At 52.9% G+C, this 22,587-nt stretch carries 17 protein-coding genes and 1 pseudogene; 8 read left to right on the forward strand and 10 right to left on the reverse strand.

Annotation, left to right across the window (positions count from 1 at the left end):
* Positions 1 to 115 precede the first annotated feature (115 nt).
* Entirely contained in the window at positions 116 to 664 is a 549-nt protein-coding gene (locus PLU01S_RS22900; protein WP_010798695.1) for an adenine phosphoribosyltransferase, read from the forward strand.
* A 288-nt stretch (positions 665 to 952) separates the two neighbouring features.
* Here PLU01S_RS22900 and PLU01S_RS22905 read toward each other — a convergent pair whose 3' ends face one another.
* A complete protein-coding gene (locus tag PLU01S_RS22905) occupies positions 953 to 2,779 on the reverse strand; it encodes a glycosyl hydrolase family 28 protein (protein ID WP_074829151.1) in 1,827 nt (608 codons plus the stop codon).
* 655 nt (positions 2,780 to 3,434) lie between these two features.
* Between PLU01S_RS22905 and PLU01S_RS22910 the strand changes: the two genes are divergently transcribed.
* Both PLU01S_RS22910 and PLU01S_RS22915 read left to right on the forward strand, forming a co-directional pair.
* Complete coding sequence (locus PLU01S_RS22910; RefSeq protein WP_074829154.1) at positions 3,435 to 5,063, forward strand: GDSL-type esterase/lipase family protein; 1,629 nt, start codon at positions 3,435 to 3,437, stop codon at positions 5,061 to 5,063.
* A 15-nt stretch (positions 5,064 to 5,078) separates the two neighbouring features.
* Complete coding sequence (locus tag PLU01S_RS22915) at positions 5,079 to 6,185, forward strand: pectinesterase family protein (protein WP_216822626.1); 1,107 nt, start codon at positions 5,079 to 5,081, stop codon at positions 6,183 to 6,185.
* Between the two features lie 54 nt (positions 6,186 to 6,239).
* Here PLU01S_RS22915 and PLU01S_RS22920 read toward each other — a convergent pair whose 3' ends face one another.
* The 6 genes and pseudogenes from PLU01S_RS22920 to PLU01S_RS22945 form a co-directional block, all read right to left on the reverse strand.
* Positions 6,240 to 7,097, reverse strand: coding sequence for a GNAT family N-acetyltransferase (locus tag PLU01S_RS22920; RefSeq protein WP_074829157.1), 858 nt, complete (start codon positions 7,095 to 7,097; stop codon positions 6,240 to 6,242).
* A gap of 1,052 nt (positions 7,098 to 8,149) precedes the next feature.
* The gene (locus PLU01S_RS22925) at positions 8,150 to 8,344 is read right to left on the reverse strand and encodes a hypothetical protein (protein ID WP_010798688.1); all 195 of its coding nucleotides are present in this window, start codon (positions 8,342 to 8,344) and stop codon (positions 8,150 to 8,152) included.
* Between the two features lie 191 nt (positions 8,345 to 8,535).
* Positions 8,536 to 10,002: a family 43 glycosylhydrolase gene (locus PLU01S_RS22930; RefSeq protein ID WP_074829160.1), complete on the reverse strand. Its 1,467-nt coding sequence runs from the start codon at positions 10,000 to 10,002 to the stop codon at positions 8,536 to 8,538.
* A 522-nt stretch (positions 10,003 to 10,524) separates the two neighbouring features.
* A complete protein-coding gene (locus PLU01S_RS22935; protein WP_010798685.1) occupies positions 10,525 to 10,737 on the reverse strand; it encodes a DUF2934 domain-containing protein in 213 nt (70 codons plus the stop codon).
* Positions 10,738 to 10,919: 182 nt separating this feature from the next.
* Positions 10,920 to 12,169 (reverse strand): annotated as a pseudogene (locus PLU01S_RS22940) (M20/M25/M40 family metallo-hydrolase).
* A 202-nt stretch (positions 12,170 to 12,371) separates the two neighbouring features.
* On the reverse strand, positions 12,372 to 12,563 hold the full coding sequence (locus tag PLU01S_RS22945) for a hypothetical protein (RefSeq protein ID WP_074829162.1): 192 nt from the start codon (positions 12,561 to 12,563) through the stop codon (positions 12,372 to 12,374).
* A gap of 174 nt (positions 12,564 to 12,737) precedes the next feature.
* Here PLU01S_RS22945 and PLU01S_RS22950 point away from each other — a divergent pair, with 174 nt between their 5' ends.
* From PLU01S_RS22950 to pgm, 3 genes are all read left to right on the forward strand, one after another.
* The gene (locus PLU01S_RS22950) at positions 12,738 to 12,932 is read left to right on the forward strand and encodes a hypothetical protein (protein WP_074829165.1); all 195 of its coding nucleotides are present in this window, start codon (positions 12,738 to 12,740) and stop codon (positions 12,930 to 12,932) included.
* A 94-nt stretch (positions 12,933 to 13,026) separates the two neighbouring features.
* Positions 13,027 to 13,173: a hypothetical protein gene (locus PLU01S_RS25840; protein WP_010798681.1), complete on the forward strand. Its 147-nt coding sequence runs from the start codon at positions 13,027 to 13,029 to the stop codon at positions 13,171 to 13,173.
* Between the two features lie 238 nt (positions 13,174 to 13,411).
* Positions 13,412 to 15,076: a phosphoglucomutase (alpha-D-glucose-1,6-bisphosphate-dependent) gene (gene pgm / locus PLU01S_RS22955; protein ID WP_074829166.1), complete on the forward strand. Its 1,665-nt coding sequence runs from the start codon at positions 13,412 to 13,414 to the stop codon at positions 15,074 to 15,076.
* Positions 15,077 to 15,191: 115 nt separating this feature from the next.
* On the opposite strand, the gene PLU01S_RS22960 is transcribed toward pgm, so the two are convergent.
* Positions 15,192 to 15,710 (reverse strand): STN domain-containing protein, encoded by a 519-nt coding sequence (locus PLU01S_RS22960; RefSeq protein ID WP_074829170.1) that lies wholly within the window; start codon positions 15,708 to 15,710, stop codon positions 15,192 to 15,194.
* Positions 15,711 to 15,893: 183 nt separating this feature from the next.
* On the opposite strand from PLU01S_RS22960, the gene PLU01S_RS22965 reads away from it, so the two are divergent.
* Together PLU01S_RS22965 and PLU01S_RS22970 are read left to right on the forward strand one after the other, a co-directional pair.
* On the forward strand, positions 15,894 to 17,360 hold the full coding sequence (locus tag PLU01S_RS22965) for a HAMP domain-containing sensor histidine kinase (RefSeq protein WP_139208913.1): 1,467 nt from the start codon (positions 15,894 to 15,896) through the stop codon (positions 17,358 to 17,360).
* The gene (locus PLU01S_RS22970) at positions 17,357 to 18,013 is read left to right on the forward strand and encodes a response regulator (RefSeq protein ID WP_074829174.1); all 657 of its coding nucleotides are present in this window, start codon (positions 17,357 to 17,359) and stop codon (positions 18,011 to 18,013) included. Before PLU01S_RS22965 ends, PLU01S_RS22970 begins: the two co-directional genes overlap by 4 nt.
* Positions 18,014 to 18,064: 51 nt before the next feature.
* On the opposite strand, the gene PLU01S_RS22975 is transcribed toward PLU01S_RS22970, so the two are convergent.
* Complete coding sequence (locus PLU01S_RS22975; RefSeq protein WP_074829176.1) at positions 18,065 to 19,453, reverse strand: efflux transporter outer membrane subunit; 1,389 nt, start codon at positions 19,451 to 19,453, stop codon at positions 18,065 to 18,067.
* Positions 19,453 to 22,587: an efflux RND transporter permease subunit gene (locus PLU01S_RS22980; protein ID WP_074829181.1), complete on the reverse strand. Its 3,135-nt coding sequence runs from the start codon at positions 22,585 to 22,587 to the stop codon at positions 19,453 to 19,455. The genes PLU01S_RS22975 and PLU01S_RS22980 overlap by 1 nt, the downstream gene beginning before the upstream one ends.

The raw sequence follows: 22,587 nt of genomic DNA on the forward strand, positions 1-22,587 counted from the left end.
GGATAAAATAGGTTTGCGGAGCTGGAACAGTTTATCTAGCGACGCATCTCTATTCGGCAAACCAGCCTAGTCCAGTTATACTGTCTTTTCGCCAATTTTGTACCTGAGTGTTGTTATGAGCTGCGATGCCTCTAACCTGAAATCTTATATCCGTGCTGTACCTGATTTTCCTAAGCCGGGTGTGATTTTTCGGGATATTACCCCGTTGTTTCAATCGCCACGTGCCTTAAGAATGACTGTGGACAGTTTGATTCAGCGCTATGTTGAGGCTGAGTTCACGCATGTGGGAGCGTTGGATGCCAGGGGCTTCTTGATTGGTCCCATATTGGCTTACGCACTGAATAAGCCATTAATTCTTTTCCGTAAAAAAGGAAAGCTTCCTGCCGAGTTGCTTACCGAGACCTATACAACTGAATACGGTGATTCCGTTATTGAGGTTCATAAAGACAGCTTGTCGCAAGGAGACACTGTACTGCTGGTAGATGACCTTATTGCAACAGGTGGGACTCTTGTTGCTGCGGCAAACCTGATTCGTCGCATGGGGGCTAATGTGTTTGAAGCAGCTGCTATTGTAGATTTGCCAGAATTGCAAGGCTCTAAGCGTTTACAGGAAGCAGGCATTCCGACGTTTAGCCTTACTGAATTTGCTCTTTCTGAGCGCTAAAAAGAGCCCGCTTTAGCGGGCTTTTTTTATGAAATGTATTTTGCAGGGAGCAGGCAATACACTAAACGCAGGCTTCCCAGTCCTGTCTTTATTGCTTGAATCAAGTAAGAAAGACACTGGTGCGTTAAGGTATCGAATACGTTAGGGTAGTATCCTCTCTTACTTCGTCTTCTTTGAGCAGTTTGGCAACAATCTAATCAACCAAATGATGTCTGCTGCCAAACATGATTTACCATTATCCAACGGCAAATTTTGGCTCCAGCGCTCACGAGAGCGCCGGAGTGTTCATTATTGAAGCGGTTGTGGTACCACGTGCGTAAAGCTTAGGTCTGCACTGTTCGTAATCGACCAAGGGTTTTTTGCGGTTCCTTCAAAGGTAATATCTCTAAAGCTCGAGTTTCGAAGACCATTGATAGTGGCAGGTGCTGTTCCTTTGAAACTTACCTTGGCAAATTCGAAGCGTTCATGGAAAGCATCATGCGCGCTGTCGCCCTTGATCTCCAAGGCTGCAGAGACAGGATTCTCCACGGTAACGTTGCTGATCTTAATATCCTGAAATTTGCCGGAGATATCCGAGCGCTTGTAGTCCAGGATGGCGTTAGGATCGTTATAGTCCAAGGTGAATATAAAGCCTTGCTTGGCGCTATTACGAATGGCGGAGTCGCGAAAGATGACATTTCTGACGCCGCCGCCCATGAAGTTGGTACTTTTCATGCGCAGCCCGACATCGGTCCCGTCTGAGACATTATCCTCGGCCAGGATATTCTGTATCCATGCCCCGGTGTGGCTGCCAGCAACGATCATGCCGTGGCCGTGACGAAAGTAGTTATTGAAGACCCAGACATTTTCCTGTGGCTTCTGTTTAATGGCATCAGCCCCAGTCCCTGCTGCGAAGTTGACGCAGTCATCACCCGTCTCGAAAAAGTTATTGAAAACCATGGCACCTCGGCTGTTGGCAAATTCAATACCATCACCGTTATTGGCATCGTATGTCTTGTGTGTCGTGTTGGCCATCACCACATTTTCCGTCTCTAAGTTCATGATGCCGTGGTAGGCTGGATTGAGTACAGTAAAGTCACCATAGAATACGTTACGAACATTGCGCAGCGTGATTAGCGATGACCGCATTTGGCCGTACGCATCCTTGACGTTCATACCCGACGCCACTGCTCTTTGGACTTGGTCCTTGGCAAGAATGCCGTCTTGCATATAGCGTGTGTTGTTGCTTGCGACGTAAACTGGTAAGGCTCGTCCCAGCTCATCAGTGTCGTCTTCCAGACGCTTCCAGCCATTGCCGTTGATAATCCCTTTACCTACGATACGGATGTTTTCGAAATGCTCTTCTGTGTAGGGGTCGCGGGGTAGCGCGTTGATAAGGGAGGCGGGACGGATGGTGGTGGAGTAGGGGTACTGAATATATCCCTTCGCTGGATAGTCCTCCCCGCGCTCTGAGCCGAGAAGCGTTGCGCCACGTCCAATTTCGAGCGTCATGTTGCTCTTCAGGTAAAGTGCACCAGTCTTGAACGTCCCGGCAGGAATGAGTACCTTGCATCCAGGTGTGCAAGCATCAATAGCGGCTTGGATGGCATGTGTGTTAACAGTCTTGCCATCTCCTTTAGCGCCGTATCGAACGACATTGAACACTTTGGGTAGACGGCTGGTACGCTGGACTACTGCTCTGCTGTCAGCGGATTCATTGCCATAAGCATCTACAGCACGCACCGTGAAACGGTATTCAGTGTCTGCCTTCAGGCCCGTTGCCGTGAAGCTGCGGATGGTAATACGGTGGTGGAAGCCGCCTGTGTCTTCTTCATAAAAACGATTAATGTAAGGCTTGGCAGGTGAGACGCGATTGTTATTGGCGGTGGCGCTGCCAAGAAATTTACCGTTCAGGTAGACATTATAGTCACGGATATCCTGCGGATTTGCAGGCTTTTCCCACACCAGAACAATCTGGCTCTCATCGTAGGCTAGTGTAGGAACCTGTACGTTAACCGGCGCATCAAGTGCGAAGCAGGGTAACGCGGTCACGGTTAACCCCAAGGTTAACGCTGTTATGGTCAGAATCTGTTTTTTCATTGAGCGTGACAAGGCTGCAGGGGGTTCGATGCTCATAGATTTATCCTTATTGTTATGAACGAGAGGGTTTAGAGCGCCATCTTGAGCCCATCATAATTTATTTGTGTGGTATGACAACAGCTAAGAAGCTATTCCTTCGGTTTGTGAACGAGCGGCTTCCTGAGCAGCTAAGTACAGACAGTCAATTTTATAACCTTTAGCTGCTATAAGGCTATTTGAGGCTAAAGCGCCACTATAACCCTCGACTTCGATGGTTATTCTCAAAAGGAGTGGGTGGACTCCCTTGACAAAACGGCGTTGCCAAAAAATACTGATCTTGTTGTATGACGACGTACAGATGAAGGCTGTTTGATGAAAATAAATCTTCAGGCCTTCTTTTATAGTTAATCTGGTTAATGATTTAGACCCCTGCATAGCTGGCAGTGTTGATACTTGGCTGGTGGACAAACAGACCAGCTAGTAAACAAGTCTTAACAACAACAAAGGACTAGCATGATTCTTCTTACCCGCTCTCTAGTTTCAGCAATGCATTACTGCTTGGTCACCCGGCACATGGCTGTTTTTTCTTCCGTCAAGCAGGTTAACGCCTTCAGCTCATAGGCGCGTGCTCTCGGAGCATTTAACGGTACTGAATTTACAACGGTTCGCTTGTACAGCTCTGGATGCTGTCGAGTTACTGAGGAGTATTCGCATGCGTATGAAAGGCTCGGCTCTGATGGGGTGTTTGCTGCTAGCTGGTGCAGGATTCGCTCAGGGAGCAACGTTCTTGAATGGAGTGGTCATGGCCGATGCGCCTTTGACCAATGCCAAAGTCACAGTGATTGATAAGTGGGGAAAGCAAAAGACTGCTCTGACGGACCGCAAGGGGCATTGGCGCCTGGAAGCCTCAACGCTGACGCCGCCGTTACTGGTATCCGCTACCGATCTTACACCGCGCGACGGACACATTACGCAAAATTGCCGCTACAACGATAAACCTCGGACGCGTTGTATGGCCTCGGTAGTGACAGCGCTCCCACGTAATGGAAATACAACGGTCAATATCACACCACTTACAGATCGGATTGTTTCCGAAATCGCCCAGAAGCTTGGGTACATCGGTCCTCAACAGTGGGTGGAAAGTGGTAATGCGGGGCAAATGCGCGAGGAGTTTCTAACTGCGCCGCTTAATGCGATGAGGGCAGGCCTTTCGCAAGCACTGATTCAAGCAGGCGTTAGCCATGTAGATCGGTACAACCCTATTACCACACCCTTGCGTGACGACGGGAAAGGGGCAGCGGCTGTGTTGCAGGTGATCAACCACAACCGGGGTTATCACAACGACAGTGGTGAGGCGAGTGGGACCATCCTGACTGATATCCGTTTTCGCCCTATTGTAGGTTTTAGCGATGTCAGCACGACACATGACACCAGTGGTTATGAGCCTTTTGATTATTTACGTGCCAAGCGTGAGTTGGAGGCTATAAAGAATGCCAAGGTTCGCATCCTGATTGTGAGTGACTCCACTGCGGCTTCCTACGAGGAAAGCCGACTACCCAGGATGGGATGGGGGCAGGTCTTCCAGGAACGCTTTCGGAATGATAGCGGTGTTGCCGTACTCAACGGAGCGCGGGCAGGGCGATCGAGTCGCGATTTCTATAACGAGGGTTGGTATCAACAGATGGCGCGCTTCATGAAGGCAGGTGACTATGTATTCATCGCCCATGGGCACAACGACCAAAACTGTAATAGCGCCAAACCGGTGCGTGGTGCGGCAGATGTGAAAAACCTGTGTACCTATCCCAATGACAGTAATGGCAACAAGCAATATCCTGAAGGCCAACCGCAGCTGTCATTCCAGAACTCCTTGGAGCGCTACATTGCATTGGCGCGTCGGCAAGGAGCCAGACCCATCATTATGACGCCTACCACACGGGTGATGACTGCAGAGCGTAAACCCGCTTTCGAAAATGGTGATACTACACCGGTTGGCAGTTCCCACTGGACCAAGCAGAACAGCGAAAACGGCTATGCCTATGTAGGTGATTACGCGGCCACCATTCGCAAAACGGCTGCGGACAATCGAATTCCATTCATTGACCTCGAGCGGAAGACTATCGGCTTCGTCAATCAGCACCGAGACGACTGGAAGTCCTATTGGCTTGCGGTTGATCCCAACGACTCACGCTATCCCTATTACAAAACCCAGACTTCCGGAACGTTGGATAATCCTGATCGTACCCACTTCCAGCAGAAGGGCGCCGAGGCGGTTGCCGGTATAGTAGCCGAAGGCATCGCGCAGCAACCGGCACTGGTTGAGCTGGCTGCAAAACTCAAATAAGAAGGAATAACAACAATGTCCATGCCTTCCCTATTACGCAGCACCATGCTCTTGGGCACTGTCAGCCTTGTATGTATCAGCCAGACGGCATTGGCAGTGCAGTACCAGGCGGTGGTGTCACCAACGGCGCAACCCAACACATTCACATCCATTAATGCGGCCATCAAGGCGGCCCCATCAGACCAGTCGCCCTATGTCATTTTCCTGAAAAAAGGAACCTATGAGGAGCGCTTGAGCATCACTCGCCCTAATATCACCTTGATAGGCGAGCAGCGGGACAAGACCATCATCAGTGCCGGTGTGTACGCGGGCATGCTCGATGAGAAGGGACAAAAATATGGTACGTCAGGCAGCAGCACCGTGAGTGTGAACGCGCCTGATTTTACAGCGCGCAATCTGACCATTCGAAACAGTTTCGACTTTCCGGCCAATGCGGCCAAGCTGGCTACTGATCCTACCAAGGTAAAGGATACCCAGGCGGTGGCGCTGCTGCTGGACAGTAACAGTGATCGCGCGCGTTTTCACAATGTGAGACTGGAGGGATATCAGGATACGTTTTATAGCAAAACCGGTAGCCGCAGCTATTTCACTCAAAGCAAGATCACAGGGCATGTTGATTTCATTTTCGGATCAGGGATCAGTGTGTTCGATCACTGCGACATCGTTGCTCGACGCCGTACCGATATAGCACCGCCTTATGGCTATCTCACCGCGCCTAGTACCGATATCAAGTCTCCCTACGGGCTGATCTTCCTGCAAAGTCGTATTGTGAAAGAGATGGGGGTGCCTGCTCGCAGTTTCGCATTGGGACGTCCCTGGCATCCTACTACGACCTTTGAGGATGGCCGTTACGCTGACCCGAATGCAATCGGTCAGTCAGTCTTTATCAAGTCTTATATGGATGATCACATCTACGGCTGGGACAAGATGTCGGGCAAGGACAAGGATGGCAACACCATCTGGTTCTATCCGCAGGACTCTCGCTTCTTCGAGGGGCGCAACTATGGTCCAGGGGCTGCATTATGGGACCCACAGCGACGACAGCTTACAACTGAGCAGTTGAGGACGTTTACCTTGGACCTTATCTTCCCGGATTGGAAACCTGAAAGGTTCAAGGACTGATAGCGCTAATCTGCCTGATCACCCCTGATGCGATCAGGCAGGACGCTAACGGAGTTAGCACAAGGCTTGATTGGCCAGTGCCATTTGTAGTGCATTGCCCAATGGTATGGGGGGACTACCCTTGACCATTTGTGCAACTTTATCCGTTTGAGGAATCCCGATATCGGTCAACCAGTTGCTTAACCCACTGCTGTGTGTGACGTCCAGCCGAACGAACTGTCCGGCTACTCGAGACAGTAGGGCAACAATCAACACTTTCGCCTGCTCGGCGGACTCTGCCACCAACGGCCCAATAGCCAGACCGCGCCCAAACGGGCGTAATAATGCAAAGCCGACCTGCTGCCTATCCCGCTCAATACCTATTACGTACTGACTGATCTTTAATAAAGCCGCAAGCACTAGGCCACGGTTCATTCCGGTTGCGCTGGAAGCTAATTCAATGAGTTGAGGAAAATGTTGTGATGTTATCTCGTGCAGCGTATGCCCGACTGGTAGCTCATGATGAGGGAGGGCTGGTGCGCTCGCGGTTTGGTGTTGATGAATATGTTCGTAAGTAATAAAGCCCTGGCTGGCATAAAGGGGCGCTCCTTGTGGTGTTGCAACCAGGAGAGGAGTGCGTGGGCTTGTATGGTTCAATACCTGGTCGACCAATTTACGGCCCAGTCCTTGGCCTTGTCGCCGCACATCAACGATGACCAGACCTAGGCTGACGTAATCTCCTTGAAGGCAGCAGAGCGCCGTACCCAATATGCCATGTGCGTCTTCTGCCACTATTCCCTGGCTGACGTGGTGTATCCATTGCCAGTCCTGCAGGCGATGGGGCCAGCCTACGGCACGTGACAATTCATGGGCATGTATCAGGTCTTCCGTTACCATTGGGCGAAATCGAATCGGAACCTCAGCTATCGACATGGGCTATAAAGTTCTCCGGCTCGGTCAGTAATAGACATTGGTCACTGTGCCAGTCTACAGCCGATGCCTATCCAATGACGAAATGCTGAATAGGGTGAGATAGAGGCTCATTTCCAGATATATCTGGATAACCGATGTGGTTCGTTCAAAAGGGTATTGAAAGATCCCGTCAAAATTGAATGGCCGTGTCAATGTTCGCGTTTCAGAAAAGCAGTGGTCTCGCCAGAGCGATTATGAACTAATCAGGCAAACCATTAATTAATAGGGAATGACTTTAAAGGTTCGCATCTTAATCAAGTATTCCGTTCTATGCGACTTACTTTATATTTGTTTATCACTTTGGTGAGGTTCCAGATACCTATGCCAGCAATTGACGCTTTTGTAGGTCAATGTAATCTGGAGATTACTGCACCCTGTAAGTTTGGGCCAGCAATGAGCGTGTAGTTGAAGCTGATAAGTTAGCTGGATCAGTAAAGATCTTGATTTAAGGCCAAGCCTACAGCCGTTCTCTGCTCGTAACGGCGAGCGCACGTAGCTGACCCTCGGAACGGCGGGAAGTCACGCGACCATTCACGAAGATAGTAGCAGCCAATTCCTTGTTGAGCATGCCGGTAATGACTGTAGACCTGCAGGCGCAGTGCTATCTCCTTGTTGCGCCCAAGCATGAGTCCGGCCAGATGCCCCTGGGAGCCATAGAGGGTAATACCGATGCCCCAAAAGTCAGAAGGATCGGGAAAGCCATATAAGACGACCGACGGATTATCATTGGCTGCTTTTTAGATAAACAATACAGCTATGTTTAGCTTGATAAGCAATAAGTAGGATTGCCTGTGATCTATTGGCAAACAATATATTTTTGCTGATTGCGAACTGTTGGTGCGTTTAAGAGGCTGCCAAAGAGCGTGAGTAAAAGTTCAAAGGCTAATTAATAAGGGCGTAAGTCTTATTTGGGGCGGTTTGGTTTTTGTCAAAAAGCGCTGTTAATTGATATAAAATTGCTTCAAATATATAGAACAAGGCTGTACGAAACAATGTAGTGTAAGCCTTTATAGTTATGTATTTTTCTTCCATTGTCTGACAAGCAAACTGTCTATATAGGCAATCAGCTCGTCGGAGGTGATGGAGTAGTGATGTACCCAGTGGCCTTCTTTTGTGCGGCCGGCGCGGATTGGCCATTTGCTGAGGCCCAGTTGCCGGGCGCGCTCAATGACTTCTGTTGGGCTGGCTCCGGTTATCGGGATTGCCATGTTCAGTCTCCTTCATCTGGTCTCTTCTCGTTATCGGTGTAAACGGACAAGACCTTGAATGAAAACTGACTAACGGTCGGCGTATAACAGTAGCGAAAGCATGAACACGCATGATCAGCGTATCTGCTAACCAGGAAAGAGGCAGGGGCTATAGGGCAAGACATCCATGTCTATGCCTTGAGAAGTTCTGCTCAGGGTATAGCTGACCAGTGCTGGCAGCCGTTCTTCATCCACTGGCTCTGATCGACGTCAACGCCATCGCCAACTTTGCATCCGGGTACATTCAGCACCTTGCCGCTCGACCGGTTGACCAAGCGGAACCAGGTTGATGGACCAGGCAACATTTGCCACTGCTGCGTATGAAGGTTTTGCCATGTCTCCTGTGAGAGGGGGGAGTCGTTGACCGAGGCCGGTGCGGTAAGCACTTTGCCGCTGTTGACGCTCAGCACCTCATAGAAGCCATTCTTCAGGTTGATCATATGCCAGCGTTGAGCATTTTGTGTGTGATCACACGAGGTCTGTTCGACTCGTATACCTGCCTCCAGGCTAGAGTTTTTTACATTCAAGCACTTGCTGCTGTTTTGGTTGACCAGCGTCACTGGCTTGTCTGCGCCTGTTGGAACACCAAAGACTGGATTGCCGTTTGAATCCCAGCTGAGCGGTTGCACATAAATGGCCCTGTTGGGATCGTACAGCGGATCGCCAACGATACCCTTGTAGTTGCGAGCATTGTAGATATGGAGAATGGTTCCATCCCGGTCGGTCGTAAAGGTGTTGCTGCCTGTACCATAGATGCCGTTACGCTCGCTGCTCTTGAAGACAGGCACAGGTGATTTGGTCCATACGCTAGGATCGAGTAGATCCGCCGTGGCGGGTGCGGAAAGCAGGCCCATGTTGTAGTTCGCATCGGTAGCACTGCCCGAATAGGCAATGAACACCTTGCCATTATGTTCCATGACGGCAGGCGCTTCGTTGACCCAGAAACCTACCTTCTCCCAGTCGTATTCAGGTTGCGATAGCATTACCTGTTTGCCTTTAATAGCCAACGGGCCATCCAGCTCGGCAATGTAGAGATTGCTGTTACCTTCGATGTTCGGATCTTTCTGGGCCCAGACGATGTAACGTTTGCCTGCATGCACGAAGGTAGTCGTATCGATACTGAATGACTCCCAGTTTGTCTTGATCTGACCACGCTCGATCCAGCCTGAACCTGTTACCAGATTGGCTGCATTGTTGGACAGTGCATAAATGCGGTGATTGAACGGGGTGCCTTCCTGAGCGGCAGCGAAATAGACGTACCAGGAACCGTTGTTGTAATCGATCCAGGGTGCCCAGACGTGGGTACTCATCTCACCACTGTCGTGCTTGGTCCAGATGACCTGTTCCTGGGCTTTTGCAAGACCGGCAATAGTCCTGGCGCGCCTGAGTGCGATCCGGTTGTACTCCGGTACGCTGTAAGTCATGTAGTAATACCCGTCGGTATGCTTATAAACAGACGGATCGGCTCGCTGCGTGATGATGGGATTATCGTACTGGGTTGCCGCCAGAGAGGAGGCCGGGTTGATCAATACTGTTACAGCGACCGCGAGGGAAAACCAGGCGGCATTGGTAAGGTTGCGCTTGAGACGCCTTACCTGAGCACACAGTTCTAGAACCATGGTGTTTCTCCGTTGTTGTTATTAGCAAGAACACAGGTTGTTATCGAGCAGTGTGAGCCACAGATTTAGAGGCTGAAGAAAACGGCCCATAACTGCAGCTCCTCAAGCCGAACCCTGCAAGACGGGTGACCTCATAAGGCAGGGTCGCCAAGCCCGACAGCAGAGATAGCTCAAGCGCAAGCCATGATAATGGTATGACTATTACCGGGATCGCCCGATTATTTATAGCCTATGTCGCTCATACGTCTAGTGGTGGCGGACTAATGTTATGATGAATAGTCGGTATGGCGGCTTGGCTGATCAGGCGAGGCGGCCTTTGCAGGATCAAAGAGGTGTACCGATTTATTAATGACGTAATGACGCGATCAGGCTGAAGGCTACTTCATCGAAGTCACTCTTACAGAACATGTTTTCGGCTAACGCCAATAAGAGTCGGGTGGATAGCGCTCTAGGCATTTCAGGCCGACTAAAATAAAACGGCCAATAGGATTGGCCGTTTTACGTAGTGGCAAAGACCTGTGGTCAGGCTGTCTTCTTGGTACGGCTTCGCTTTGGCTTGGGCATGGGCTGCGCCACGCTGGTTTCTATTCCGCCCGACAGCGGATCCCCTGCGGTGTCGTAGTCGACTTCTCTCTGGGCTTGAAACCAGTGCTCAAATCCCTGTCCATCCGGACGACCTGCGGCTTCCCAGATTTCGTAGGCGCGTTGACGTATGCGTTGTTCCAGATCATCCATCGCTCATCCTCCTATCGGATGTGGCTCAGCAGTCTGGCGCCGAGCTTTCTGACTTAGAGGCCGTAGGCCTTGAGTATCTACCTGCATGATTGCAACAGGACTATAAGAAGGGATGCCCAGTCTTCCTTATCGTTCCTCACGTGCTGTATACGTCCGATGAAAAGTCCTTTTCATTGAGAGACTTAACCTTTATCACGCTGCGCCAGCTCCATGATCATTCTTGCCAGTAGATAAAGTCTCGGCGCGACGCTTTCCACCTCGGCGTACTCTTCTGGCGTATGGATATTGCCGCCTACGATGCCAAAGCCATCCAGCGTTGGTACGCCCATACCTGCAGCAAGGCTGGCGTCAGCTGCGCCACCGCTGCCCTCGATCGTAAGCTTGCGGCCAATTTCACCGTAGATGTTTTGAGCCATCGACACGAGCCTATCCGTTTCGGCGGTTTGAGGCATAGGCGGCAAGCCCCGATGCAGATGAGTTTTCACGTCGGTCTCTTGGATCAGCTTGTTGGCAGAGACGCGCGCCATGTCTTGCTCGACCCGATCAAACTCCTCAGGAACTGCTACACGGACGTCTGCCTTGGCAGTCGCGCTGTCAGGTATGACATTTGTGCGATCGCCAGCGTCGATTACAGTAAAATTGACCGTGGTTTTCTTCTCGGCATCGCCCAGTTTGCCAAGCTGGAGGACCTGATGCGAGATTTCCATGGCAGCGTTTCGGCCGAGCTCCGGCGCTACGCCCGCATGAGCGGCCTTACCGGTAACGTCAACGGTTGCGGTCGCGCTTCCTTTTCGCCAAGCCACGAGGCCATCGGCAGGCCGGCCTGGCTCTAGATTGAGGGTAACGTCATGCTCCCTGGCCACCCGTTGAATCAGCTGAGTAGCAGCATCGGAACCGGTTTCCTCGCTGGCATCAAGCAAAAAGGTAATTTGAGCGTAATCCTTGAAGTTGAGGTCTTTCAATATCTTGAGCGCATAGATGCCCGCTACGATTCCGCCCTTATCGTCCATCACGCCTGGTCCGTAGGCTCGCCCATCCTTTATATGGAAAGGCCGCTCCTTGGCTGAGCCCTCTTTGAAAACGGTATCCATATGTGCCATCAGCAAGATTTTGGCCTTGCCTGTGCCTTTAAGCGTGGCAACGATGTGATGACTTTTATCAGGTGGAGAGTTTGGAACAGTCTCGATCGTAGCGCCCAGCTGTTTCAACTGATCAGCTGCAATCTGACCTACCTGTATCAGACCAAGTGCATAACCCGAGCCGAATCAATATTTACCAGTTGCTCGAGTAGCTTGAGTGCTTCTTCCTTGTACTGTTCGGCATGGGATTGAACGGAATGATTCGGTTCAGCCTGTACGGTGGAAGCGGTAGAAAAGGCAAAAGCAATTGCCAATGTAAGAGAGCACGTGGCGCGGCGGAGCATAACAGTCATGAGGCGTCCTTTTTATTATGTGCCCAGACACTATAGACGCTCCCTGGCAGCCTGCATTTCGCTTCGTGTAAGCCATAACCGGCGGCTCAAGGTCGCTACGATTTTGACCTCAATGGCATCACTCGTGAGCCTTTGTCCTGTGCTATGCCAGTGAGCACGTATGTCAGGCTCGCGCCCAAACGCATCCGCTGGATTGCTGGATTTATTCAGTGGCGGCTTTAACGGCTGCCTTGGCCATATAGCGCTCAATGAGCGTGCAGGCCTGTTCGTTTAGATCAAGCAGTTCAGGCAGGAATACGCGTAGCTCGGGATGCTGACGAGCTTCCTCTTCCAAAACGCAATAGGCCTCGATGATGGACGCTTGAGTCCGCAAGGTTTGGCTGACCTTTTTCATAGGGATCTACTTGACTGATGTGGCTGCGTTGTCGGTCGGGATCAGAAAAACTTTATACCTTTCGTCGTTTGACGACCGGCGCGAGTGGCAAACCGTCTGGTGATGACTTATAGCCTTCATAATTCCGTGTTATCAACGATGCCTGTCTGCAGAGCAGCTTGGGGAGGCATGTTCATGGCAGTGTTCAAACGCTATCTGGCAGTGGGGCCTATCGTTTCGTTGATCAGTGTTTCGGCGATACTGATCATGGCCAGTGCACCGGGTCATCTCTATCATTTTTCGGCACTGGCATTGTCTGGTCTTATCGGGATTATGGTTGGAGTGACAGCGCTTGTGATGACGGCCCGTTACATCTATACCCACCTTTAATCTGCTGCAAAAGGTTCGGATGACCGGTATAAACAACGGGTGGATTTATACCTCCAAAGCCTGGTGCTAATGGCTATAAATGGAGGAGATCCGTATGAGCAATGCGCCCTTAGATGCACAAGGCTCCGATCCTGTGGTGCCGGACGATGCGGGCATTGGCAGTGACGTATTCGATCCACTGCGTCCCGATATCATTCCTGATAATCCGCTTGGCGATGATGAGGTAGATCATCCGCTGTAACGCAACACAGTTATCGAAAACCCGGCTAATGCCGGGTTTTCTTTTGCAGATCTGTTTCTAGGGCTTTTTCCGCGCACCGCAGCACATAAGCGAAACGAAAAGGGAACCTTGGGTGGTAGTGCTTGGGTCGAAGCGCGAATGAATGACACCCACCAGTGTCATACCGCTTTCGAATGCTTCTTGAATCGCCGCATGGTTTACTTGAGGCAGTAATTTCAACCCATCAAAGGAACGTCAGATGAGCATCGACCTTAACGCAGGACGCCTGCCCGATGAGCATACCCTGGTCAACCTACCGCGCCTGGTGTCGCGCTATTACAGTGAGCGGCCAAACCCTGATGATCCGGCGCAGCAGGTTTCATTTGGTACATCCGGGCATCGCGGTTCATCGCTGAAGGTCAGCTTCAATGAGTGGCACATCCTGGCAACCACCCAGGCCATTTGTGATTACCGAAAAGAGCAGGGCGTAAATGGTCCGCTCTTTGTCGGCATGGATACGCACGCACTATCCGAACCGGCCTTTGTATCGGCACTGGAAGTGCTGGCTGCCAACGGTGTTGAGACCCGTATCGATGCAGGCTGTGCTGAGACTCAGGGCGAGCCCGGTTACACGCCAACGCCCGCCATCTCCAATGCCATTCTCGAATACAACAAAGGCCGTACCAGCGGCCTGGCTGACGGTATTGTCATTACGCCTTCACACAATCCGCCTGCCGATGGTGGATTCAAATACAACCCCACCAATGGTGGTCCGGCCGATACCAACGTAACCAAGTGGATTCAGGAGCGTGCGAATGCGCTGCTCAAGGCAGGATTGAAGGGCGTGGAGCGCATGGACTATGCCCGTGCGTTGAAAGCGCCAACGACGCAGCGATTCGACTTTATCGAAAGCTATGTGGGTGGCCTTGATCAGGTCATCGATATTGAAGCCATCAAGCATTCGGGCCTTAAGTTTGGCGTAGATCCTCTGGGCGGGGCAGGCGTGCACTACTGGACGCGCATTGCCGAGCGTTTTGGTTTGCCGCTTGAGGTCCTGTCGACCCGTATCGATCCTACCTTCCGCTTCATGCGCCTGGATTGGGATGGCAAGATCCGTATGGACTGCAGCTCGCCTCATGCGATGGCTGGATTGATTGAAAACAAGGACCGTTTCGATGTGTCCTTCGCCTGTGATACCGACCATGACCGCCACGGCATTGTGGCGCGTTCGACCGGGCTGCTCAATCCCAATCATTATCTGGCGGTAGCGATCGAATACCTCTTCACCCATCGTCCAGAGTGGAGCACTCAAGCGGGTATTGGTAAAACACTGGTATCGTCTTCCATGATCGACCGTGTGGCTCAGGGTATCGATCGGAAGGTTGTCGAGGTGCCGGTGGGCTTCAAGTGGTTCGTGGATGGCCTCATGGATGGAAGCCTTGGCTTTGGTGGTGAGGAGTCCGCGGGCGCATCGTTCCTGCGCAAGACTGGCGGTGCATGGTCGACCGATAAGGACGGCATCATCCTGGGACTGCTGGCGGCTGAAATCACGGCGGTTACTGGCAAGGACCCTGGTGAGCGCTATCAGGCACTGACCGAGCGATTTGGCTCGCCGGTGTATCAGCGTATCGATGCTGCAGCCGATCGCGAGCAGAAAGCCAAGCTAGGCAAGCTCTCCGCTTCACAGGTAACTGCCAGCGAGCTGGCCGGTCAGCCGATTACACAGATCCTGACCGAGGCGCCTGGCAATGGTGCAGCGATCGGCGGCCTCAAAGTTGTGACTGAAAACGGCTGGTTTGCTGCACGTCCTTCCGGTACTGAAGACGTCTACAAAATCTATGCTGAGAGCTTTGAGGGCGAAACGCACCTCAAGCGCATCCAGGAAGAGGCCAAAGCACTGGTCGATAGCGTCTTGGCAGGTTGATCAAAGGCTGCCTGGGTAAAAAGTCCTAGGCAGCCTTCTCTCCCTATAGGCCCGCAGGCGTCTGCAATAGAGGTCAGCCGCCTGCTCTCAAAGCGACCTGGATAGGCTAGATGACCTAGCGCTTCAGTTCGTTGAGCATCTCGTCCAGGCTGCGATGAAACGAGCTGCGCTCCCCGGCACTGATGAAGCCTTGCTGGCGAGCCAGGGCTGCTACGTTGGTTTCCACTTCCTTGATTTGTTGCTCATAATGCTGCTGTTTGGCCTTGGTAATCGAACCTTTTTGGGTATTGATAAGGCTACGTACAGCCTGTGCTTTGGCCCCGACGGCATCCTGTTCCTGGGTATTCGCTTCCAGCCCATCAGCCGTAGGGTAACCTTCGAGTCCTGTTCCTTTTATTAGCTGCCAGAGCGCTTCTTCAGGCGTATAGCGGCCATGCAGTGCAGGCACCTTCCGGTCTGCGAAAGGGGTAAGGTCCACCGTGACAGGGCAACCGGTACTATGAGCCAGCCGCTGTAATGCTTCATCCAAACGCTGAGACGGATAATTAAAATCAGTGGCCTCTCGCTGGCAGGCCGCCTGAGCAACTTGGCACGCTAAGCCAAGAATCATTAATCTGGACAGGAAAATCTTCATGGTTTCCTACGCAGTAGATAGAAAAATGGAGTCTTGCCTATTTCCATACCCAAAGGCAAAGCCTGACGTCTTAACGCGAGGAGATTCTCCAATCTTCACGATGCAGCTGATAGGCCGCAGGCGCTGCCGAAGGGTTCATGGCAAAATGATCATATAACCCAATGATCAGGATTCACGCCCTCCTTGCTTACTCTCTCCAGGCTCGCCTCGTTATTCATGCCCAAGCGATGGCTAGGCGGACTGTTCATCAAGTTTTTTGTCAGTCTGTTCGTGATCTCTGGTTCTTCTACAGTTGCAATCATCGGCTTCGGTACCTGGAACAGTCAGGTTGAGCTTAAAGAGGCGCTAAGTGAAGATAAACTGCACGACCGTGTTGCGGTAGAGGGCAGGGTGGTGGCTGAGCTGTTGCAAGCCGCCGCTACGGCTGAACGCTGCCAGGCACTGCTTGAGTTGTTGGTCCATCGTGTCTTTGGTTCTGGTGTATTAACAGGCAAGGCTGGTAATAGTTTTAGCCAGTCTCTCGGGGAAGGGCGTCTTGCAGCGCTGTACCGCAATGAGCAGGGGCTGCAATGTCATTACCCCGCCAAATTGACGGAGCCGCTTCAAGCCAGAATGCAGACAGTGAGCCGCCAGGGTAACAGTATCAAGGTTGAAAGCGATGAGACGCGTACGGCCAGTGATATCTGGTTTAGCACGGCGGTTGTTCAGCTACCACAAGAAGCGGATAGGCTTGTTCTGGGTATGGAAGGGTTTGATCCATGGAAAGCCTTCTGGGCGGATACGAGCCGTCAGTTTGGTTGGCTTTGGCCCTACATGCTGATCAGTAATTGTTGCACCGCACTGCTGCTGGCTTTCTTCCTGCTGAATAGAATTCGGCATGCCGAGCAGGTAGCCAATACCTGGGCTCAGGGTCAACTCGATATGCGTATCAACGATGAGGGACATGATGAATTCGGCCGGCTGGCCCAGCGATTCGATCATATGGCTGATGCGGTAGCAGGTGTGATTGAGGTCAAGCAGGCTATCGCTGCGCAGGATGAGCGCAGTCGGCTGGCCCGCGAACTGCACGATACCGCAAAGCAACGGTGCTTCGCCCTTGGGCTACAGCTTAGTCTGTTACGCCGCCTGTGCAGTACCCATCCCGAGCAGGCCAAGCTAGCCAACTCATCACTCAAGCTTGTTGAGCATCTTCAACGGGACATGAGTGATGTCATCCATCGCCTCTCGGCGCCTACGGTGGCTGAGCTAGGTCTGGATAGCGCCTTGAAGCAGAACCTGGCAAACCTGCTTGAGGGCAGCGCCATTGAGTGGTCTGTCGATATTCAGGAAGAGGTGATGCACTGGTTGAATGAGGAGGATGCGGTTGCAACTGAGCTGCTCTTGATTGCCAGTGAAGGGGCGGCCAACACGCTTCGACATGCCAACGCCTCGCATCTATGGATATCCCTCGTTCGTCAGGGAGAGCGGTTTGTTCTTAAAATCGAGGACGATGGTCAAGGCTTTCATCCGGGGCACACCAGCTCGGGAATGGGCTTGGGCAATATGCGTCAAAGAGCCCATTGGCTTTTGGAAGGGCGTATTGATATTCGCAGCGAGCCCGGCCAGGGAACCACCGTTGAAATCTCCTTTAAACCTACAGAAAGGCAATGATGAAGACCACCGTGTTGCTGGTTGATGACCATGCCATTGTTAGACAGGGTATCCGTAGTCTGCTCGACATTACCGGCGAGTTCGATGTGATAGGCGAGGCGGGAGATGGGCAGACAGCGATTGAGCTCGCTCAGGCGTCCAAGCCTGCGCTTGTCTTGCTGGATTTGATGATGCCAGGGTTGAGCGGTGTGGAGACCATCAAGCGACTGCTGGAGGTAAGTCCGGGTAGCCAGATAGCTGTCCTGAGTTCTACCGAAGAGGATGAGTTGGCCTTTGCTGCCATCGAGGCGGGTGCTCAGTCCTTTCTGGTCAAGACGATGTTAGGTGATGAGCTGATTGATATGATCCGCCGGATCGCGCGAGGTGAGGTCATTATTCATTCCTTTATCGCCTCGAAGCTGCTCAAGGTGGTCAGGGAAATTCGCGAGCCCAAGGTCGATCCCTTCAAGGAGCTGACCGAGCGTGAACTTGATGTGCTTCGCGAGCTTGCTTCAGGCGGAAGTAACGTGCGTATCGCGACTTCACTCAATATCAGTGAAAAAACAGTGAAGTCCCATATTAGCAGCCTGCTCTCCAAACTCGAACTGGCTGACCGTACAGAGGCCGTTGCCTTTGCCTGGAAGCAGGGGCTGATGACGCATCATAGGCCCTGAGCGCATAAAGCGGTAAAAGGCCCAGACCAGATCTGGCCGGGCCTTTGTTTATCAGATACCACCTAACACTCTGTACAACTCGATGCGGTTTTCCTCCGCGATTTGACGTGCATTGACCAGCGATTTCTGGGCGCTGTAGAGCGTACGTTGCGCATCGAGCGCATTCAGGAAGGTATCAATACCCCGTCTATAACGTGCATCCGAGAGCTGGTAGCTTTCGCTGGCCGCTTCCAAAAGAGCTGTCTGGGCAGAAAGTTGTTCCTCCAGTGTGCCGCGCCTGGCCAGCGCGTCAGCCACCTCACGAAAAGCGGTCTGGATGCTTTGCTCATAGTCAGCGACGTAATAGTCCCGCTGGGCCTTGCTGTAGTTCAGGTTGGCTGTGTTGGCGCCACCGGTAAAGATCGGGATGCTAACAGAGGGCATGAACGACCAGACCTTGTTGGCGCTTGAAAACAGCGATGACAGTCCATGACTGCTCAGGCCTACGGAGGAGGTAAGGCTCAACTGCGGAAAGAATGCCGCCCGGGCCGCGCCAATGTTGGCGTTGGCGGCCAGCAAATTGTGTTCGGCCTGAAGCACATCCGGGCGCCTGAGCAGGACATCGGAAGACAGTCCAGGCGAGACCTCTGCAAACAGGGGTTTATCTGCTTCCAAGGGTTGGGGTAGCACCGCATCATCCAGTGTCTGCCCAACCAACAGTTCCAGTGCATTGCGGTCCTGAGCGACAAGCGTCCGGTAGTTAGCAATATCCGCGCGTGCCTGTTCATAGATCGTCTGGGCCTGCCGCAACTCTACACGGGAGGCGATGCCTGCCGAGAGCCGCCCCTGGATCAGACTGACCGTGCGGCTCGCGCTTTCCAGCGTTTCCTCCGAGATCCTCAGTTGCGCCCGGTCAGACGCGAGCGTCAGGTAGGCATTGGCTGTTTCCGCGATCAAGCTGATATAGGTGGCGCGGGAAGCCTCCTCTGTAGCCAGCAAACTCTGCTGCGCTGATTCGGATAGGCTCCGCACGCGTCCAAACAAATCCAGCTCATAGGCGCTAAGCCCAACGCTTGCCGAAACGCTTTTGCTATAGACGGTCTGTTTTTGGCCCAACGTCTCAACCTGAGTGCGTGAACGTGAAGCATTGGCGCTGGCGTTTAACTGGGGCCAGAGTTCGGAGCGCTGCAGACGATACTGCGCCCGAGCCGACTCGATATTGGCTGCCGCTTTGCGCAGGTCCCGGTTATTGGCTAGCGCAAGCGTTATGACGGATCGTAAATCGGCATCCAGCGCAAGCGCTTCCCAGGTGGTTGGCACAAAGGCTTGCACAGAGGGCGTGTAGCCAGTTCCTTGCGGCCACGTCGAGGGAACCGGGGCGGCGGGGCGCTCATACGTGGGAGCGAGGGTGCAGCCAAGCAGAGCCATCGGCATGAGCAGCGCTAAACATCTCAGGCGCATCACGGTGTCTCCTGCGAAGTGGATGGGGTCTTACTCTTCTGGAAGCGGATAGCGAGGCCGCGGACGAGCACAAAGAACAGCGGTACGAAGAAGATCGCAAGCACTGTTGCGGTGAGCGTACCGCCAATGATGCCGGTGCCAATGGAGATGCGGCTGTTGGCACCTGCACCGGTAGCAACGGCCAGAGGCAGCACACCTGCCATGAAGGCCAGCGAGGTCATAACGATCGGGCGAAGTCTCAAGCGAGCACCCTCAAGCGCAGCATTCCAGATAGAAAGCCCACGCTGCTCGGCCGCCTCGGCAAACTCGACGATCAGAATAGCGTTCTTGGAAGCCAGGCCAATGGTGGTAATGAGCGCAACCTGGAAAAACACATCGTTTTCCAGCCCTCGCAAGGTAGCCGCGAGAATGGTGCCGACAATACCCAGCGGAATGACCATGAGCACCGAGAAGGGAATCGACCAGCTGTTATACAGGGCCGCCAGACAGAGAAAGACAATCAGGATGGACAGGGCATAAAGGCGAATGGCCTGCCCGCTGGATTCGCGCTCCTGATAGGACAAGTCGCTCCAGGCGAAGGTCGTCCCCTGGGGCAACTGGTTGGCCAAATGCTCCATTGTGTCCATGGCTTCACCCGAGCTGACACCCGGAGCACCCTGACCCTGAATCGCGTATGAGGCAAGGCCGTTGAAGCGTTCAAGGTTGTCCGGGCCGCGCTCCCAATGCGTAGTGGCAAAGGCCGAGAAAGGTGTCATCGCGTTGGACTGACCACGCACATACCACTGGTACAAATCATCAGGCTGCGAGCGAAACGGGGCGTCACCCTGCATGTACACCCGCTTGACGCGACCCCGGTCGATAAAGTCATTGATATAGGTACTGCCCCAGGCGGCACTTAACGTCGAGTTGATATCACTCAACGCTAGCCCGCTGGAAACCGCCTTGGATTGATCAATGTCGATTTTGAGCTGTGGAGTTTCTTCCAGGCCGCTTGGGCGAACTGCGGCCAGGGACGGCTCTGCTGCGGCCAGCCCTAACAGCTGATTACGAAAGCCCAGGAGCTGAGCACGGTCCGTTGTGGCTGATGCCTGTAGCTGGAACGTGAAGCCAGACGATTGGCCCAGGCCCTGGATCGCAGGTGGCGTCAGGGCGTAGATCTGCGCATCGCGGGAACGGTAAAAGGTGGCCATGGCGCGATTGGAAATACTATCGGCCCGATTTTTCTCATCGGTGCGCTCGCTCCAATCTTTAAGGGCAACAAACGCAAGGCCCGTATTCTGGCCGCTTCCGCCAAAGCCAAATCCGACAATGGTAAAAATTGCTTTGGTGTTGTCCTTTTCGGTTTCCAGATAGTGGCGCTCAATGGTCTTGCCAACCTCCAGACTGCGCTTCTGGGAGGCTCCGACCGGCAAGGTAAACTGCACCATGTTCGAGCCCTGGTCTTCGGTAGGCAGAAAGCCGCTGGGTAAACGCATATACAGCACGACCAGTACGGCGCCCAGGCATCCATAAATGAGCATGAACCGTACCGGGCGTTTGAGTACGCCCGTTACCCCATGCTCATAGCGGTTGAGGTTCTTGTTGAAGGTGCGGTTGAACCAGCCAAAGAAACCAGACTGCGCCTGATGCTCGGCTGGCTTGAGTAATGTTGCGCACAGGGCGGGTGTGAGTGTCAGTGCAATAAACACCGACAGCACCATGGACGCTACGATAGTGATGGAAAACTGCCGATAGATAACCCCTGTCGACCCGCCAAAGAAAGCCATGGGTAGAAAAACGGCAGACAGCACCATGGCAATCCCGATCAACGCACCGTTGATTTCCGTCATCGACTCCATGGTGGCGTCAAGGGCAGACAGCTTGCGCTCCGTCATCAAGCGCTCAACGTTTTCCACCACCACAATGGTGTCGTCTACCAGAAGGCCAATGGACAGCACCACGCCAAACAGGGTGAGCGTATTGATGGAATATCCTGCAATCCATAGCACGCCGAATGTGCCTAACAGCACCACCGGAACGGAAATCGCCGGGATAAGGGTTGCGCGCCAGCTCTGCAGGAAAATGAACATCACCACGACAACAAGGGCAATGGCCTCGAAGAGTGTCTTGATGACCTCATGAACTGAAAGCTTGATAAATTCCGTGCTGTCGAGCGGGAATTCCAGGTGGTAGCCTTCAGGAAAGTTACTGGACAGCTCCTGTGCCAGCGCCTTTACGCCTTCGGCTGTGGAAAGTGCATTGCTTCCCGGCGCAAGCTTTACCGCAAGCCCCGCGGCAGGATGGCCATTCAAGCGAGTAACAATGCCGTAACTCTCACTGCCCAGCTCCACCCGAGCTACATCGCCCAGGTGTACATGCGCTCCTGAGGAATCGCTCTTTAGGATGATGTCCCGGAACTGTTGGGGCGTACGTAGCCGTGATTGCGCGGTAACGGTCGCGTTAAGTTCCTGATCCGGTGGAGAAGGCAATCCGCCAATCTGTCCAGCAGAAACTTGAGTGTTCTGTGCCTGCACAGCGGCAGTGATGTCAGAGGGCATCAATCCATAGGTAGCCAGCTTCGAAGGATCAAGCCATATGCGCATGGCATATTCAGAGCCAAAAATCTGCACATCGCCTACGCCAGCAACCCGTGAGATAGGGTCCTGCAGGTTGCTGGCCATATAGTCGGAAATATCAGTAGAGGATGAACGATCCGTGTCGTCGTACAGAGCCATGATCAGCAGGAAATCATTCTGCGCCTTGGTCACCGAGACGCCTTGCCGCTGCACCTCGGAGGGAAGACGCGTAAGCGCCTGCTGGACCTTGTTCTGGACCTGGATCTGGGCGTTATCGGGATCGATGCCCTGGTTGAAGGTCACCGTGATACTGGTTCGTCCTGTGGAGCTGCTGCTGGAGGAAAATGATTGAAGGCCATCCAGCCCCTTGAGTTGCTGTTCAAGGATTTGCGTAACGCTGTTCTCCATGGTCTCGGCCGAGGCGCCAGAATAGGAGGCACTGACCGAAATAGCGGGAGGCGCCACATCCGGGTATTGGGCGATGGGAAGGGTGCGTATCGCCAAGAGGCCAAAAAGCATGATGACGATACTGATGACCCAGGCGAAGACCGGTCGCTTGATAAAGAAATGTGCAAACAT

It is taken from the genome of Pseudomonas luteola NBRC 103146, from assembly GCF_002091675.1.
GTDB lineage: Bacteria > Pseudomonadota > Gammaproteobacteria > Pseudomonadales > Pseudomonadaceae > Chryseomonas > Chryseomonas luteola.